Origin of the sequence: Sphingobacterium sp. N143 (assembly GCF_030325625.1) — a bacterium.
In the GTDB taxonomy this organism is placed as follows: Bacteria; Bacteroidota; Bacteroidia; order Sphingobacteriales; family Sphingobacteriaceae; genus Sphingobacterium.
This window is the reverse complement of the sequence record NZ_JACAIS010000011.1, coordinates 181,106-198,223: the sequence shown is the minus strand read 5'-3', so window position 1 is coordinate 198,223 and position 17,118 is coordinate 181,106. Positions and strand designations below refer to the sequence as shown.

Here is a 17,118-nt window from a genome sequence, read left to right as displayed (position 1 = left end):
TTAGACCGTTCAGTCTTCAAGAGTAATTTTTATTTTATACTGTTCAAAACTTCTGACGGTTTGCCATCAAAATCTATTTTAACAGCATAGTCTTTTTTTAACTTTGAAAGTTTGGTTGGAGTAAGCAATTTGCTGTCAAATTTGTATACCAGTAACATTTGTGTCAATGTTGCTGTATTCATTATCATAGTCTTAGTTGCTGGTTCCCACATGACTTTTTCCCATGGAATAGATGATAATTGGAAATCCATTTTATTAAATTTCGAAAGTATTAATCTAAATTTTGCTCCAGAGAGTATTTTAATATCACAGGTGGCTTTTACAAATGGTAAGAGTCCTACTGGTCTAAATAGTAGATTACCACCATTTTCGTTGTTTCTGAGATCTTTTGCAAAAGGTTCGGAATTCTTTAGATAAGTTTTAATTACATCTAATTCCTTGCAAAAAGTGTCCCAAAAATAAAAGATGTATTTTTTTACTTCTTCGATTTCTTCTTTCGATTTCCTGAATTTTAAATAATCAGATAATACTGAAGCTGTCGCTTTCTTTTTTTTGGTTTTAAAGTGCCAAGTTTTAAAGAGTTCTATATTGCATTGATATAGCGTAATTATTGACGTAAGAGCATTAAAATTATTATTAGGTATTCCTTTAGCTTTCGCATAGACAATACGTTTTCCTTGAAAGAGTTTATGATCTTCTAAAAGTTCCCTCGTAATGATCGCTACTGTATCATCTTCATCCAAAGCGATTGTATCATCGAATGAAACAGGTTTTGCATATCTATTTAAAGTCGTAAATAACCGTCTTGTACTTTGCTTACCTTCATCATCATTTTTATGACCAATAAATATAGCTGCGATTTTTTCATCCTTCAAGTCTGGATTTTCTCGAAGAGCGGCCTTAATCCCTTCTACCCTGTGTTGTCCATCTACCGGAAATATTTTGTGTTGAGTAGGAAAGTCTAGTAAACCCACTTGATATGTACTTCCATCATCATACTGCAGTTCAACCTCTTTCCATACAGGGTAATCATCGTAAACTGCTAGTATGAGGGAGTTGAAGAACCTCTCATCTTGATTAAGAATATATTCCTTGATTTTTATATAATTATTTGTAATACTACGTTGAATAAGATCCTTTAAACTTTCAGACTTATGAAGTTCATTATCAATCTTAGAAACATAATCGCTTACTTGCTGAAAAGTAAGGGTAGCGACATAATATGTCCGACCACCTAATTCTGATCGTAAAGCTGGAATTTTCATTATGGGAATGCTAATGTTGCTTGTTTAATTTCTTTATCTGGTATTTCTGTATTAAATGGTAATAATAAAGAGTTTATTAACTCTTTCTCATAATTTATGATATCATGATTGGTTGGTAACGGCAAATAATATAAAAATAGATTTTTAGACCAATATTTAAACATTTTTGTAATTAACGGTCTTTCATTTGTTTTAGAATATTTTTGAAAGTATTCTTTACATCGTTTTCTAAGATTTTGAGTAGCTGTTTTTTGAGCTCTGCCAATATAAACTGGAAACTCAGTCATTCCAGGTATAATGTCACATTTTATTGTGAATAAATAAAGGCCACCTGAATTGTCAGGAATATTTTTTAAATCAGTATGTAACTTGTTAGCCCTCACATTTAAATATTTAATACTTTTCCAGTTAACAAGTGAAAGGTCAACTTTACCAACCTTATTAAATTTATTCCAAAGTCCAGTGTGAAGTTTAAATTCGAGTTTCCGTAATTCTATTTCTTCTCCGAGATCAAATGCTGCATTTGTCATATCAAATCTATCCTAATTAAGAGGTCTATTCACTAATTCCCTGTAATAAGTCATTCGTTCCAAAATTCAAGATAAATGCCGAATAATAGCTTGAAAATAAATCTTGCAGATAAGATTCAACTTCTATAGGTTTATCATCTTGAACAACACTATACTTACGGTTTTTTGTTATCATATAAAGGAATAATGTATGAAAGTACACAGATGAAATATATTTCCGATCCGCTACCTCTAATTGATTTTGGTTTTTATACTGTTTTTTAAAATCTTTCAATACTTTGCTATCCATATTAATGACTACTTTCTCAAGATTATCGTTACTGACTTGGGGGATCATCACTGTATCAAATGAAATATCAGTTCCAATGCCTTCTCCAACTTCATCCCATGTTTGATAACCTTCTTTCTTCTCTTGATAAACGAGTACAAAAGGGGGGAGGCCAAACGGCTCTTCTTCCTCTTTTTTTTCTGTACTAACCTTGGGTGCTTCCGGCTCCGCTACTTTTATTAGAAATATTTCCTCAAATTCTTCTCCAGCACCTGTTAAAGTTACTTTCATTTCCAGTTCATCACCTACTTTGACGGAGTTTTTGGCACTAAGATTTAATCTAATAGTACCATCACGAGGACTGGAATGATTGATGTTGAGTATTTCTTCAATATTATCTATCCCTGGAGATGCATTGCCTCCATCTCGATCATTTTTGTTGTAAGATACTAAAGCGATTTTTAGATCACCCGGTTCTTCAACTCTATCAAAATAGTGATTCTCGACGTCTGTCTGGAAACTAATAGATCTATCTTGACCCCTTGGTAAATTAACAACACTCATCCCATCTTTTTTCGCGTTTTTGAATTTAAAAAATGAGGGAAAACGCTTCGGTAAAAACGGTTCTTTTTCTACAGCTTCAGTTCTTTTTCCAGGTTCCTTTTTTTCAGGCTTTTCTTTTCTTTGTTCAAGCTTAAAAGTTTGTGATAATAGCTTCATCATTTCGCTATCCATTGGAAGATTCCTTGAAAATGACTTAAGCATTTCAGTTGTATCCTCAGATTCAACTGAAATAGAATCTTTCCGCTTTTTTTCAATCTGAGCTAATTGTCCATTTTTACTTCCCAACTTGTTCGCTAGGAATTTGCGAAGAAGAGCTGTATCATCACCATCTTTTAGACGATCCCTAGATGCCATAAAAAGTTCCTTGCGAAAGTTGTATTCCATATTAGTACAATCTATATGGATTAGCAAATGGTTCTTTAGTAAATTAAATTTTAGTGCTCTTGTAATGAATTCGGAAGAGTAACTACCATGTACTTGACCATTCAAAGAGAATATTACTGACATATTATTCTTGAAAAATTCGGTTTGAATGGCTGCTTTTGTCTCTTTAATATTTTTCCCTTCTATTCGGGATCTAAAAACATAAGAAGTCACTTTGAACGAACCAAAAGGCTCTTCACGGAATGTTTCTGAAAAATAGTCTTCTATGTATTTGTTTTCACTCTGTTCTAAGCGCCGCTGTAAGCCATAAAGATCTCTTTCAAGATTTATATCTTTTGGATATCTATATTTGCGGTCTACTGTTAGAATAGGCAATGCAGGATTAAATAGAAACTCGTTGAGACTTTGATTTAAATCACGAGAGATTACTGACCGACTTCCTTCCGGAAGCATGTAGGAATATAATTTTATAATCGAACCAGTTTCGAATAAAGTTTCATGTAAATCTAGGTCAAGCTTATCAATTTCAAATGATGGAATTTTATTGTCGATTTTAAGATATTCATACCAAGTATTTTTCTTCTTACCTTCTTCTTCCTTCGATAAGGGATGCTCACGGATTAATGTAAAGCCAAAATCACCTGTTTTATCAAATCGACGGGAACCTATTAATTGATATCCTTTTTTGCCGCAAAAGATGATCGCACCACTTCCTCCCATATTATATTTGCCTTGAACAAAATGTATTTCATTTTTATTTCCGCGTAATAATGAAAGAAAAGTGTTTTCCAAATCTTCAGGATGCTGGCCCTCACCATTATCATATATCGTAATGCTTGAATTCAACTTGGGGCCATCAGCTAGAATTTGGATATTTTTTGCTTGTGATTTTCTTTGTCCACTTAAATCCCAGTTTTTATAATCAGGAAAAAAAAGTTCGCGTGCCTCCTCCATATTTTTTGGAGCGTTAGATGACTTTGGATCAATTCCTAATTCATAGCATTTACGCATTAGAGTAGCATCTATTGAGTTAGTGACTTTTTCGATAAGTGCCGCAATAGGAGAGGCTTGCTGATTCTCAATAACTCCATAATTATTTTCGTTTCCACCTAGAGGAAACCAGTTATCTTGATGAGATATATCAAATCTTGTGGATAAATATTTGTTTATCTCATCCTCCGTATTACATCTAAAAAGCTCTTCAAATAATTTTCTTGTCATAAAATTTAGATTTTTGAATTATTCTATTCTAAGCATATTAGATTACGTAATGACTCTACCGAATGGTAGTCCCCATTATTTATTCTACGATGTAACATCCTGTGACAATTTGAACACACTAGAGCAAGGTCGTCAATTGATGTCTCTCTTTCGCCTTCTGAAATATGGGATTTATGATGACATTCAATAAATTCCTCCTTATAAGATTTATAGAAATCAAATCCGCAACATTCGCATTTTAAATTCCCATTTTCTTTAGCTCTTTTCTTTGCAAGATTGATAACAACTGGTGATCTTTCCCTGCGATAGTGTTCTTTTATTTCTTTAATTAATCTACCTTCAGAAAATGAAGAATCATAAGGTGATTCGAAAGTATTAGACTCTTGATAAAAAAGGTTTTCAACATTATCTACAAATTGATCCTTAAAAAGTGACCATATTTCATTTTGTATTTGATTAATTGGCTTAGAGTCATTTAATAAAGCCACAGAACAAACTTTGCCTCTATTTGGTTTATAGAAGTTAAGGTTGGACGGAGTAGAGTAAATTTTATTATCTAAAGATGCTCTAGCGATAATTGCAACTTTTCTTTCCCACTTAAAATCATGCTCGATCTTCGAATTGAAACGTATTTCTTCGTCGAGAGGTGTAACTAAATGAGTAAGGTAAGTTTTTCTTTCTACACCCGAAATTTTATCAACTTTTTGAAACAAAAGAATGACTTCTCCTGGTCTTACAAGAGAAGCCCCTTTGACTTGAGTTTTCGAAAAATTAAGGTAAAAAACATTATCTCTATCTTCTTCATAGTATGCCCAAGCTGAGCCTTTATCTCTTTTAACGTTTTTTACCCATATTATGTCCTCCGCTTTGAAAATCATACTATCTGCTATCTTATATATATCGCCAAATTATCTATGCATCCATTAATTCGATCATTAATTCGATCCCTTTTTTCACCTTCATTTACATAAAACCATTCATTTTGTTCGAAATGAGCTATTGCCAAAAAGGTATAATTGTTTTTAGTTATTGAAACAACATAATGTTGATCAAATACGAGTAACTGAGTTCTGATGTCAATCCAATTCATAATTGTGGTTTTTAATATATTTTACTATTTTAGTTAATTAGGTCATAGCTGTTTTCAATTTTAGACTAGCGTATTGAGATTTTGTCATAATCTACATATTGGTTGTAAAAGGATTATTGTTGTCGTTAGGTTTAACAGATTTCACAATATCCCTTAGAATATCATTTTGCTCACGTAGCGCTGCGGTGTGATCGCGTTTGGCGACCAGATATCTATTAAGTAGGCTCGAAAGAACCAGGTAAAGACCGAAGAGGCAAATTGCAATAAATCCTCCGTATATGAGGTACATCAGTAGTCCGAATGAGAACATAATATTATAAGTTTAGTGGTTAATATATTTTGTTTTAATCTGTTCAAGTATTTAACATGATTTATACGATTTCTTCAATAATAGACTTGCCACAAGATTGGTCTCCATTTGTCCATTTCCATTCCTCGTGCAGTCTAATCCTTCCATCTTCAAGAATCTCTGGTCTAGATTTACAAAGCCCCGTCATTATTTCCCCATCAGAATTAATATGATGATATCGCATATCAACGTTGCCATTTTCATCAACGAGACCTAACAAGTGTCCAGAGACAATGCTACCACCAGAATAAATAGAGGTGAGGATATTTCCTTCTTGTTGGTATTGAAATGTCGTTTCACTTGAAGTGTCGCCATTATCTGAATTGGTGACAACTTTGAATATTCGATTGTGATAATTCATTTATCAATTTTGTTCTTAAGCATGGTGGCACACAAAGTGAGTTAGGAAATATCCGTCAACCGATTAATCTTCCCATCAGCCGAGAACTCAAAAATAGATTTGCCTTTTAATCTTATTTCATCGCCTTTTTTCAGACCATTAGGAAAATCGATAGCCGCGATCGCTCTGTAGCTAATTACGATCTCGGTAGAATTGTATTTATGAGTCATCGTCTCAATGGATTGTTTTCTTTCGCTAAAGTAGGATAGGGCTTCGACCGCCTGTTTTTTGAACTCCTCGATTCCTTGCAATTCCATCGTTTTCTCACCATTCATGATATTTAAGAAGACAACATCATCAGCAAAATCCATCGTCATGGCATCTACATCCAAATTATTATAGGTGGAGATGTATTGAAATACCTTATTTGTCCTGTCATTTAATATAGAAGCATCTGGTAGGAGAATATCAATAGTTTTGATAGACCCATAAATTCTCTTAAAAGTTTCTAAAACATTCTCTCCTAATCCTTCAATAAAGCTTATAAATTCTATTGCTTCGAGATCTTTAACTACTTCACTGGCGAGTCTGCTTATTTTACCATCAGACATTTTAATATCTTTTTCAACTTGCTTTTGTGTTAAACAATGTGTCAGTATAAACCTTACCTCTGGCGATAAATTATCAAGTTCTCGAAGGAAGTTTTCCTTAGGTCTATTTGGGAATATCTCATTTATTGCATTATTGAACTCAATTTCTGGAAGATGTTTTAACAAGATTGCGGTAAGTATTATTTTGTAAAATTCTGACGGTGTCGGTTTACTATTATCTTTATTGCAAAGATCACTTATCCTCTGTCTTTTAAGACCAGTAATATCTGCAACCTTTGTTTTGCTCGCTTTTAATTTGTCAAAGTATTTCCCGAATAATGTACTCATAGAATTGCAAGATTGTTTTGATGACTTTTGTAAATTATTTTTGTTAAAGTCATTATTTTGATATATATTTGTATAGTAAATAAAATGCGACAACAGGGAATGTTATTCATTCCAAACGATGTCACTTACGCACGAAAGCCGTCAAATTTTCCACGTAGGTCGACATGGGGTTCGCTTTCCATTGATTTTAGTATCTTTGCATACATCTCAATGGAGCGGGCTTCCTGTCAGTCTTTGTGGAACTAGGATTTCGGTCTTAGAGGCTCTTGACGGCGCCACGTGCAAAGCTTGGAAGTTCGCTTCATTGTTATTACAATATAAGCCAACTATTTCTTAGCTTTCTGAGCACATCGTTTTTTATAACCACAATTAGATTATGATAAAACGAACAGAAAACACTCACCAAAAAACCACAGGTTACCTCCAGGAGGTAGACCATCGGTTTGAACACGCTATTCCCATAAAGAACGCTATCCGCGCGCCAGAATAGTTTATTAAATCACTAAAAACCGAAACAGGAGAGAGCTGCTATCGCAGGTTTGTAACATGACGATAGGATACAAAAAAGGACTCCCTTGTTCATGGTTTTCCGATCTGTCTGTTATACAACATTCTCTTTAGATCAGGTTAACAATAGATTTAAATGCTCTATCCGAGCGTGAACAACTTAAAATTAGCATTTAATATTTATTGTTGCAAATAAACTAAGGAATTTTTGTATAGTTTTTCTATAAAACACAGGTCGGTTTTTTATCTTTCCCGACAGGAAGCACCATAATATCCCCCTAATCAATGCTTTGTAACCGTTTTGAGGTGCTTTTCGGGATTTTGTTTATTCTTAATTTGTGACACCTGCAAGGACTGATAGATCCATGCAATGACACCTCTTTTGAATGCAAATTTTTTGCAATGGGGGATGGTATGTCTTATTCAAACGATAGGACATTACCAAAGTCATCTTTATGAACCTTAAAAATGAATCAAAAATATTCAAATGTGCTCGCCCTAGAGCTAGCCATATACCAAGTACACGAACCAGCGTATGATCCGATTAAAAAGATCGTAGAATTTTGGAGTAAGTACGATATCAATACTATTCAGAATACGATCAATATGCTGTTGAAAAAATCGGCAGACCGTTTGGCAAGCGAGAATGTTCTGGAGATCTGTCACAAACAAGTATTTGCCGTCGACATGATGACGGTGTTAATAGCTTATTTCCATGTACATAAAGACTTTATGGATATCGGTAAAATTGATATTTCCGAAGCTGAAAAAACTTTAATTAGCTTGGATGAGCTCGAAATAACGAAGCGAATCCATGAGTTCTTTGGTCGCATAGCAGAATAACCTTAATAATAAGCAGAATATGAAAAGATCAAACGATATGTCTGCCTTATTAGATAAGGCGGTCAATATTCCAGTTATACAGATTACACTATTTGTAATCTTATTCATTTTAGTTTTTCAATCCTATTTAACTTGTTTTTTAAAGGCATTGAAGAACATAAGAGCATTTATTTTATTAGCTCTTATGTTTCAGATGTTTAGTTTATCAGCTCAGACGCCCCGCAAGGACAGCGGGGCGGATGGGCTCTTAAAAATTGCGCCTCTAAAAATTGGTGACCAGATCCCTCAAGAATTATGGGATCAGGTATTCAATACCATGTATGATCCGGCCAGTTTACAAGGGTTGCAATTGAAGAAGTTGAAAAGCAAAAAGCTGATTATATTGGATTTTTGGGCTACCTGGTGCGGGTCCTGTATCGGATCAATTAAAAAGTACATGGCTTCTAATTCCTACAAAGACAATGATATCGCTTTTATAGGTGTTACATATCAGGATAATGCCGAGGTTAGCAAATTCAATAACCGTTTCGCACTCAATTTTCCTACAATCGTAGCGGATAAGATCCTAAAAAAGTATTTTCCACATCGCATCCTTCCGCATATTGTTGTTTTAAAAGATAATAAGGTATTGGCAATTGCGCAGCCGGAGATACTCCATCAGCAAGCAATGCAGAGGCTAAAAGATGGTACCTATGGAAAGGAGTTGGTTAAAGCTGATATTCTTGATTATGACCCCAAAAAGGAGATCGCAGAGCAGGGTAATATAGCCTTTCAAAAAGCAACGCTTGCCCGTATTACTGTGCTGGGGCCGATAGTAGGGCTGCATGGGGTTACCTCGTATAAAAAGAATGAACAAAACCAACGTATTCTGATTACGAATAAAAGCCTTCAGCTGGCCATGTATGAGCTGCTCGATAGCTATTGGCACAATCGCATTTTTCTTGATGTGAAAAATGAAAATCAATTTAATTACTATGGTCAAGAGCAGGAGCTCCCGCTAAATCAATGGCTCGCAAAATATGCGGTTGGTGTAGAGTCTGTGGCTCCACTGGCGATGCGAAAGTCCGAAATGAAAAAAAATGCGATGATCGCCTTGCTCAATGCAAAAGGCTATGATTTCCAGATGACGGTGCGTGAAGTGCTTTGTAGGGTGATCCATCCTACACGACGAAATAAAACTAAAGAAAATAAAGGCAGTAAGCTGTCTTTCTCAGACTTAGTGCGTCAGCTTAATTATCAGCCGATAGATAAGCCGAGAGGACCAATTTATACAATAGAAAGTACCATAAGATCACAAGATAGTGTGTCTATTGATGAGGCTAGGCTGCAGGAGCCTGGTTATCTGCTCAAGGCTCTGGCGGTGTCTGGCTATGAATTGAAACAGGAATTGCGCAAGCAGCCCATTATTCAGGTCACGGAAAGGAGGGGATTATGAGAATCACATTCTTATTTATATTGATACTATGTACCTTAACAAAAGTAAGTAGTCAAACAATTCGCATTCGTGTTGTCGACCAACAATCTGCTGCTCCAATAAGTGAAGTAAGTGTATCAGGGAAAAACTTTATTGGGAAAACGGATATAGATGGATATTTCAGCTTGTCCACAACTGTAAAGGTTGACAGCTTGGTGTTTTCTCATCTAAACTATGTAAAGCGAGTACTGTCGCTTGTACAGGTGCTGAAAGGCAATATAGTCGATCTCAAAAAATTGGACAATGTGCTTGAGGAGGTTGTCATCAACACCGGATATCAAAAGATAGGACAGCGTATGTCAACCGGGGCGGTAGATAAAATAGCGCTTGACCGTACGCAGGATATTTTTGGAAGCAATATTTTTCAAAAATTGGAAGGCAACTCTCCAATTTTGTTCGATAAGGGATCCGATCGGCGGGCAATGACTATTCGTGGGCTTAGCAGTATTAACAATAGTAATCTACCATTGATTGTCTTGGATAACTTCCCTTTTGAGGGTGACCTCAATTGGATCAACCCAGAGGATATTGCTGATATCACCATCTTGAAGGATGCTGCGGCTGCAGCGATATGGGGTGCGCGAGCAGGGAACGGTGTCGTTGTCATTACCACAAAAAAAGGCCGTTACAAGATGGCCAACAAAATAAATCTGACAAGTGCTATACAGTTTCAGAGCAGGCCTGATCTATATTATCCTAATCAGATATCTTCGTCAGGCGTGATCGATCTCGAACGCTTCTTATTTGAGAAGGGATATTACAAAAACAATGAAAACTCCTATACGATGCCTTATCTTTCTCCTGTGGTAGAGCGCCTGATTGCCATTCGTGATGGCCTTGGAAATGCCGCGGATCATGAGCGGGAGATCGAAAGACTTCGCACACTGGATGTCAGGGATGATTACGCGCGCTATATGTATGGCAGGTCAGTAAATCAAAATCATAATTTGAGTTTTGAAGGTGGTGCTAGTCAGTTGCGCTATCAACTATCGGCTCGTTTGGACGATAATATCGGTACATTGAATGAAAAGTCTAAACGAAGCCTGTTGCGTAGCTTTGTGGAAATTGAATTGCATCCGCGGATCAAAATCTCTTCCGATATCCAATATGTCAACGAAAGGGCGACCTCGGGAAAGAAAGCTTATAGTGCTATTGGCACCAGGCCTTATATCATGTTGGCCGACACCGATGGGAGCGCCCTACGGCATGCGGACTATCGGGTTGGCTATCTCGATACTGTCGGTAGTGGGCTGATGAAAGATTGGTTTGAATATCCTCTAAACGAATACCAAAAGCAACGCAGCACGATACTATCCAATATGGTATTGGCCAATTTGGGCGCTGATATTAAGCTGGCAGATGGGCTCAATCTACAGGGTAGCTACAGGTATCAATACATATCAACGGAGAATAAGTCTACGTACGATGCGGACAGCTATATGGTGCGTGATCTGATCAACCGCTATACACAGATTGACTATAAAAACGGTACGGCCTCTTCCGGGATTCCCAACGGTGGCATAATAGATCAGGCTATGGGATCAAAAAAGTCATATGACCTCCGGGCTGGATTGTCATATCGTAAAGAATGGCGCAATTTTTTGGTAACAGCATTGCTTGGCGCCGAATGGCGTAACACGACGAATGAAAATATGACCAATAGGTTTTACGGATTTGACCCCAATACGTATACGCTCGCTAAGGTAGATTATTTAAATCCATATCGGCATTTTATCAATAAGTCAACTATTTATCTGCCTTATAACGATGGTAAAACTTTGCGGACCGATCGCTTTATGTCACAATATGCGAATGCTTCGATCGCTTACAAAAGCAGGTATATTCTCACAGGAAGTGTGCGCCGTGATGCTTCCAACCTATTTGGTGTGGAGACCAATGAACGTTGGCAGCCGCTCTGGTCTGCGGGATATAAGTGGAATTTGTCGGACGAGCAATTCTTTGGGGTAGGTTGGATCAATTCGTTGAGCATACGGGGTTCTTATGGTGTGAGCGGAAATGTGGATCAGTCTCGTTCGGCGATCACGACGATACGCTATATGAAACCAGATCAATATACCAATCTGCCACGGGCTATTATAGGACAATATAGTAATCCCGATTTGCGCTGGGAACGCAATACAACATGGAATACGGGCCTTGACTTTGCTATCTTCGGTAACAAACTGAGTGGCTCGCTGGATTATTACGTCAAATGGGGCGATGACCTATTTGGAACTGCTCCGGTTGACTATACGGCTATTCCAAGCAAAGGTGTCATGCGCAATATAGCGGCAATGAAAGGTGAGGGGCTAGATATCCGACTGAATGCCAATATTCCTTTCGGCAATAAATTGTCTTTCAGCCCACAGTTGATGGTTAACGTAAACAGCAGCAAGGTCACTGCCTACCATTTTGAAGGTGACTATGCCTATCAGTTTTTAAGCAATGGCTCTTCCGTCAACGGTCAGATAGGCTATCCGGTGTATTCTATCCTGGCTTACAAATGGCTTGGACTCGATGGGGATGGTAATCCACTTGGAGAACTTGCAGGGGAGGCTTCAACAGATTACCAGCAGATAAGATTACAGGACAAGTCTGTATTGGAATATAAGGGATCAGTGGTACCCAAATATTCAGGTTATTTTAATCCAGCTTTGACAATTGGCAATTTTGATGTTTCCGCTAGTTTACTGTATAAATTTGGACATGTATTCCGGCGGAGGTCACTCAATTATGGTGAATTGATTGCTATGGCCGCCTTGGGAGCGGGAAGTGGGGATTTTGAAAAGCGATGGAAAGTAGCAGGAGATGAATACAAAACCGATATTCCAGCATTCCTTTATCCAAATGACAGTCAGCGCAATTCATTCTATGAAAACTCGTCGGTATTGGTTGAAAGTGCAAGCCACATTAGGCTACAAAATGTTAGCCTTGCTTACAGATTTTCGGTGAAAAACAAGTTTTCGGGGCGGCTATTCTGTAATGCTACCAACTTAGGGCTTATCTGGAAAAAGAATAAAAAAGGTATCGACCCGGATTACTTTGAACAGTTAAAGCCGCAGAAGCTACTGGCAGTAGGTGTAAGATTAACTTATTAATACGACAATGATGAAAGCATTATATTTTATATTGGGTTTGTTGTTTTGTGTACAGATCCTATCATGCAATAAATTTCTGGATGAAAAAGTAGACGCAAACTTAAAGGAAGCCGATAATCTGGATGATCTGGATGCGCTATTGAATAGCACCCAAGTCATGAATTACTATGTTATGGGGCTGGGTGAGGCTTCGGCTGACAATTATTATCTGGATAAAGCCAGCTGGGAATCTATGGATATCATCGACCGGGAGATTTATGGTTGGGGCCCTGAAATCTTTTTCCAAAACTCGCTAAGCGCATGGTTGGATTATTACAAGACCATTTATTATAGTAATCATGTGTTGACTAGGTTGAATAAAATAACGGCTTGGTCTGTACAAAACAAGCGGGCAGAAGAAGTTAAAGGAAAGGCCTATTTCTTTCGTGCTTTTGGCTTTTACAAATTAGTGGGGTTATTTTCAAAAGCTTATGATAAGGAAGGGGCAGCAACAGATCTGGGCATTCCTTTGCGCTTGACAGATGATTTTAATGTCCCATCCGAGCGGGCTTCGGTCAAAGTCTGTTATCAGCAGATTTTAGATGACCTATATATGGCCGAAAAGCTATTGCCGATAGAACAGAGCAATCGGCATCTGCCTTCTGTTCAGGCTGCGTATGTCTTGCTGTCCTCCATTTATCAGCATATGCAGGATTTTGAAAAGTCACTTGACTATGCCAAAAAAGCACTCTCCATCAATAGCAAACTAAAAGATCTGAAGACCTATAAGGCAACAGAGCGCTATCCATTTATCGGCTCTGAAGAGGAAATTGTCTTTATAGTAGCCGGAGGTGCTTATACTTTGCTTGATAAAAAATATTGCAAGATTGATACAACACTGTATGCATCTTATAGTCAGCATGATCTTCGCAAAAAGCTGTTTTTTGAAATAAATAAAGATGGAAGCTATTATTTTAAAGGCTCGTACGTAGGCTCGCGGGGACTATTTATGGGCTTGACCATTGCAGACGCTTATTTAAATGCCATTGAAGCATTAGTTCGATTAAATAAGGTAGAAGAAGCCAAAGAATATCTCACTGTATTTCTAAAAAACAGGTATGCCGAAGGATATGTACCTACACTCGCTGAAAAAAGTCAGCATGAATTGCTTAAACTTACGCTCGATGAGAGGCGCAAAGAATTCATCATGCGCGATTCAAGGTGGTCGGATATCAAGCGATTGAATAAGATTGATCAGGAAACGATTATTCCGATGCGGGATGTAGGAGGGAAAAAAGTGTCTTTGCAGCGGAATGATAACCGCTATGCGCTGCCGCTTCCTGCTGAGATTATCGAAATTACGGGGATGCCGCAAAATCCGAGATAGAACAAAAGAGCCGGGCAATTTTTATTACCCGGCTCTTGCGTTTAAAATGCTGTTCTTAACGTTCTGTCGTAATCATCTGGATTATCGCTCACGTTACCATGCGATAGTGCTGGCTGCGAACTATTCGATGGATTTGCGGTATCCTGAATTTCACAGACAATTGGACCAGAACCACATGTGACGTCCTCGTCAGGTTTAGTAAGCGCATAGTTGGCTGGATTGTTAATATCAGCCGGATTGGTACTGTTTAATTGATAGTACCAGGTCATTTCTGTCAACTGATTTTGGTTGTTACCAATTTCAGACTTTTTATCTTCCGGTTGGTTCATTGCTTTAACAACGAAAAATGCTCCTACAAATAGTGCGAATAATGTGGCGACAAGTAGTCGCGTATTTTTTAATGTAATCATAATTTTCTCTGCACTTAGTGCTTTTAATAAATAATTGAGCTATGTGACAAGTTTATATTTTTGGCTCTTCGAACTTGTCATCACGAAGCTTTCTCCTATTTGGCTACCAAATTCCTAGAAATTGGCTAACCTTGATACTCGGGAAGAGGGCAAATTTTCTTTTGTATTGTTTCATAATTTTGTTTTTAATGGGGCATTTCGGATAGCGTTTTACCGGTACATGTTACTTTCTTCGATTAAGTTGAATGGCATTGATCTGCTATATCCGACCTGCTATTACAAAGTTCTAAAGCAATACGCGTTATATTTTGGTATTTGGAGCACTATGATTTGTATGCTTAAATCCAAAATATTGGTATTCAAAAATCCAAAAATTGGAGCCCTAATACTCCCTGTCCCTGAATATCCGGCGCAACAGTTCCATGCTGATGCCCATAAACTTTGCGAGCTCCTTTTGTGTAATATGCGAAAGTATGTCGGGGTATTTATTAAAGATAAAATCATATTTATCTTGATTATGGAGCGACAAAAGCTTGTGCCTGTAATCGAGATAGCTCTGCTGCCTTTCCTTAAGGTTGGCGTAGAGGTAAAAAACTTTGGGATTGCGATCATTAATCTCCTCCAATTGTTTGAGGGAGGTGCGATAGGTGCGGCAATCGCTCAGGGCGGTAAATTGATAAGCGTGCCGATGGTTGGGGATCATCAGCGATTCGCCAGCAATGGCATAGCGTACAGGACAGGTTTTCTCATACTTACCAAAGATCCCATCCACAATTAGATACAGATCGCCCCAGTCATTGATCAGCTGCTCACTCCTGATAAATCGTTCTTCTTCAAATACGGCTGACAGCTCAGGGATTTCATTCTGCCATTGCGGATGAATATTCCCAAAAAAGGGATCGAGTAGGTCTTCTTTACTTTTTTTTATTGTTTAGTTTATGTTGGCATTTTATCATAAAAAAGGAACATGCAATTTAACCATTTGATTAATTATTTATTATTTAAGGGATAGATGACCTATTTGAGGGGTGAACAGCATATAGTAGGGGTGAATGGTATTTTAAACCCTTGTCGTCATCAACTTTTCAGTTCAGTGCCGTTTTTTTGCTCTATTTCCCCCGACTTGCTTTTTTCCCGTTGCTTGTTGCAAATTTGTTTATCAGCTGATCATTGATAAATATATCGTACGATAGAGCAGGATAGATTCGACCTGCATCTTTCGAGTCAACAAAATGAATTTAACATGGAAAATGAATTGCAGACAACAGTAACTGATCTTTTCGCCGGGTACACAGTTTTTGAGATCGTGGGTGAAGACCCGATATTGGGCGATCTGGAAGATGATAAGTGTTGGCCAGGATCTTTATAGGCCTTAATCGTTAAACAATGGCGTCAGGTGATTCAAAATCACCTGGGCCATATTAAACTAAAACTGCATGAACAATCAAAAAAAAGAAGAATTGCAATGTCTGCTGTGGATGGCTAATGTACAAGGCTTTTATCCGGATAAGTCTGCGGTCGAACTGGAGGCCGGTTATCAACGGTGGAAAGATCATCGCCAACGGTTTGCCCTAATGAATCGAGATTTTCCTTTTGAAAATATCCTGCATCAATCTCCTAACGTTGAGCTAGCCTCTTTACCCGGCAGCATCGTATTTACATTTCATTATGGCCCATATCGCCTTTTGCCACGTTATCTGGTCGCAGCTGGGTACCGACTTACCATAGTCGTCTCGGCTTCAGTGCTGGACAGAGAGCGTACGCGATATGCACTTGATCTCGCTGCTATGGGCTTGCCAGCCGATAGGCTCGAATGTCTGGAAGCGAGTAACGCAATGGTCATACGCAAGATACTTCAGGCCATTTCCAAGAGTCGACTGATCCTAGTATTCTTAGATGCGAATGAATCAGCCGGTAACAACGGAAGTAACAGGGAGCATGGCCGACTTCGAGTCTCTTTCGGTGCAAGCTACTTTTATTGGCGTAGTAACCTACTCAAGCTTGCACATCGAATAGGACTACCTGTATACGCCATTCATCTAAGTCCAAAACTTCATCATACCGGACCAACCTGGCAAGTCGGTGATCCGCTCACCGTCTTAACACCTGCGGACAAGAATAATCCGATGGCGCTCTTAAATGCCTTTACCAAACTGCAGGAATACTTTCATGCAATGATGCAGCAGGATTGGACAGCCTGGGAAAACTGGGGTCTGATGCACCATTATAAGGGATTTGACCAGCGGGCTGGTATTGATGCAAGGTGTCAGGGCAGCTATATGGTTCCTTTTTCCTTTGCGGATAAAGGTTATCTATTTGATTTGTCACGAAAGCTTTTCTATGAAATTATTGCTAATAAAGATAATATTAGTTAATTTGGGTTAATAACTTGACCAATTCAGATATGAAAGCTTTATCACTAAACCTTACTTTTTTTAATAATAAATTGCGTTATAGATACTTAGTCGGAG

Annotated in this window: 14 protein-coding genes; 5 read left to right on the top strand and 9 right to left on the bottom strand. The window is 37.8% G+C overall.

All coding sequences use genetic code 11. The features are described from left to right. Positions 1-29: 29 nt before the first annotated feature. The 7 genes from HX021_RS19790 to HX021_RS19760 all read right to left on the bottom strand — a co-directional run bounded on the left by HX021_RS19790 (position 30) and on the right by HX021_RS19760 (position 6,949). On the bottom strand, positions 30-1,265 hold the full coding sequence (locus HX021_RS19790; RefSeq protein ID WP_286592316.1) for a DNA sulfur modification protein DndB: 1,236 nt from the start codon (positions 1,263-1,265) through the stop codon (positions 30-32). Continuing rightward, positions 1,265-1,795, bottom strand: a complete 531-nt coding sequence (locus HX021_RS19785; RefSeq protein WP_286592315.1) for a hypothetical protein — start codon at positions 1,793-1,795, stop codon at positions 1,265-1,267. The genes HX021_RS19790 and HX021_RS19785 overlap by 1 nt, the downstream gene beginning before the upstream one ends. Before the next feature lie 25 nt (positions 1,796-1,820). Further along, positions 1,821-4,232, bottom strand: coding sequence for a hypothetical protein (locus tag HX021_RS19780; RefSeq protein WP_286592314.1), 2,412 nt, complete (start codon positions 4,230-4,232; stop codon positions 1,821-1,823). 23 nt (positions 4,233-4,255) lie between these two features. Beyond that, positions 4,256-5,110: an HNH endonuclease gene (locus tag HX021_RS19775; protein ID WP_286592313.1), complete on the bottom strand. Its 855-nt coding sequence runs from the start codon at positions 5,108-5,110 to the stop codon at positions 4,256-4,258. 303 nt (positions 5,111-5,413) lie between these two features. Beyond that, positions 5,414-5,632 (bottom strand): hypothetical protein, encoded by a 219-nt coding sequence (locus tag HX021_RS19770; protein WP_286592312.1) that lies wholly within the window; start codon positions 5,630-5,632, stop codon positions 5,414-5,416. Between the two features lie 61 nt (positions 5,633-5,693). Next, complete coding sequence (locus tag HX021_RS19765) at positions 5,694-6,032, bottom strand: avidin-fold protein (RefSeq protein ID WP_286592311.1); 339 nt, start codon at positions 6,030-6,032, stop codon at positions 5,694-5,696. A 41-nt stretch (positions 6,033-6,073) separates the two neighbouring features. Continuing rightward, positions 6,074-6,949 carry a nuclear transport factor 2 family protein gene (locus HX021_RS19760; RefSeq protein WP_286592310.1) on the bottom strand — a complete coding sequence of 292 codons (876 nt, stop codon included), beginning with the start codon at positions 6,947-6,949 and terminating at the stop codon, positions 6,074-6,076. A gap of 975 nt (positions 6,950-7,924) precedes the next feature. On the opposite strand from HX021_RS19760, the gene HX021_RS19755 reads away from it, so the two are divergent. The 4 genes from HX021_RS19755 (at position 7,925) to HX021_RS19740 (ending at position 14,237) form a co-directional block, all read left to right on the top strand. Continuing rightward, complete coding sequence (locus HX021_RS19755) at positions 7,925-8,299, top strand: hypothetical protein (RefSeq protein ID WP_286592309.1); 375 nt, start codon at positions 7,925-7,927, stop codon at positions 8,297-8,299. A gap of 193 nt (positions 8,300-8,492) precedes the next feature. Next, positions 8,493-9,734 (top strand): TlpA family protein disulfide reductase, encoded by a 1,242-nt coding sequence (locus tag HX021_RS19750; RefSeq protein ID WP_286592308.1) that lies wholly within the window; start codon positions 8,493-8,495, stop codon positions 9,732-9,734. Next, positions 9,731-12,871, top strand: coding sequence for a SusC/RagA family TonB-linked outer membrane protein (locus HX021_RS19745; RefSeq protein ID WP_286592307.1), 3,141 nt, complete (start codon positions 9,731-9,733; stop codon positions 12,869-12,871). The genes HX021_RS19750 and HX021_RS19745 overlap by 4 nt, the downstream gene beginning before the upstream one ends. 7 nt (positions 12,872-12,878) lie before the next feature. Beyond that, positions 12,879-14,237 carry a RagB/SusD family nutrient uptake outer membrane protein gene (locus HX021_RS19740; RefSeq protein ID WP_286592306.1) on the top strand — a complete coding sequence of 453 codons (1,359 nt, stop codon included), beginning with the start codon at positions 12,879-12,881 and terminating at the stop codon, positions 14,235-14,237. A 41-nt stretch (positions 14,238-14,278) separates the two neighbouring features. Here the strand turns inward: HX021_RS19740 and HX021_RS19735 are convergent, their stop codons facing one another. Continuing rightward, a complete protein-coding gene (locus HX021_RS19735) occupies positions 14,279-14,647 on the bottom strand; it encodes a hypothetical protein (RefSeq protein WP_286592305.1) in 369 nt (122 codons plus the stop codon). 382 nt (positions 14,648-15,029) lie between these two features. Beyond that, complete coding sequence (locus HX021_RS19730) at positions 15,030-15,419, bottom strand: cyclic nucleotide-binding domain-containing protein (protein ID WP_286592304.1); 390 nt, start codon at positions 15,417-15,419, stop codon at positions 15,030-15,032. 706 nt (positions 15,420-16,125) lie between these two features. On the opposite strand from HX021_RS19730, the gene HX021_RS19725 reads away from it, so the two are divergent. After that, on the top strand, positions 16,126-17,022 hold the full coding sequence (locus HX021_RS19725; protein WP_286592303.1) for a hypothetical protein: 897 nt from the start codon (positions 16,126-16,128) through the stop codon (positions 17,020-17,022). Positions 17,023-17,118 lie beyond the last annotated feature (96 nt).

Coding starts and splice junctions, on each gene's coding strand:
- HX021_RS19755 (WP_286592309.1), top strand. CDS start 7,925: ATGAATCAAAAATATTCAAATGTGCTCGCCCTAGAGCTAGCCATATAC.
- HX021_RS19780 (WP_286592314.1), bottom strand. CDS start 4,232: ATGACAAGAAAATTATTTGAAGAGCTTTTTAGATGTAATACGGAGGAT.
- HX021_RS19745 (WP_286592307.1), top strand. CDS start 9,731: ATGAGAATCACATTCTTATTTATATTGATACTATGTACCTTAACAAAA.
- HX021_RS19765 (WP_286592311.1), bottom strand. CDS start 6,032: ATGAATTATCACAATCGAATATTCAAAGTTGTCACCAATTCAGATAAT.
- HX021_RS19760 (WP_286592310.1), bottom strand. CDS start 6,949: ATGAGTACATTATTCGGGAAATACTTTGACAAATTAAAAGCGAGCAAA.
- HX021_RS19725 (WP_286592303.1), top strand. CDS start 16,126: ATGGCTAATGTACAAGGCTTTTATCCGGATAAGTCTGCGGTCGAACTG.
- HX021_RS19740 (WP_286592306.1), top strand. CDS start 12,879: ATGATGAAAGCATTATATTTTATATTGGGTTTGTTGTTTTGTGTACAG.
- HX021_RS19775 (WP_286592313.1), bottom strand. CDS start 5,110: ATGATTTTCAAAGCGGAGGACATAATATGGGTAAAAAACGTTAAAAGA.
- HX021_RS19790 (WP_286592316.1), bottom strand. CDS start 1,265: ATGAAAATTCCAGCTTTACGATCAGAATTAGGTGGTCGGACATATTAT.
- HX021_RS19750 (WP_286592308.1), top strand. CDS start 8,493: ATGTTTAGTTTATCAGCTCAGACGCCCCGCAAGGACAGCGGGGCGGAT.
- HX021_RS19735 (WP_286592305.1), bottom strand. CDS start 14,647: ATGATTACATTAAAAAATACGCGACTACTTGTCGCCACATTATTCGCA.
- HX021_RS19785 (WP_286592315.1), bottom strand. CDS start 1,795: ATGACAAATGCAGCATTTGATCTCGGAGAAGAAATAGAATTACGGAAA.
- HX021_RS19770 (WP_286592312.1), bottom strand. CDS start 5,632: ATGTTCTCATTCGGACTACTGATGTACCTCATATACGGAGGATTTATT.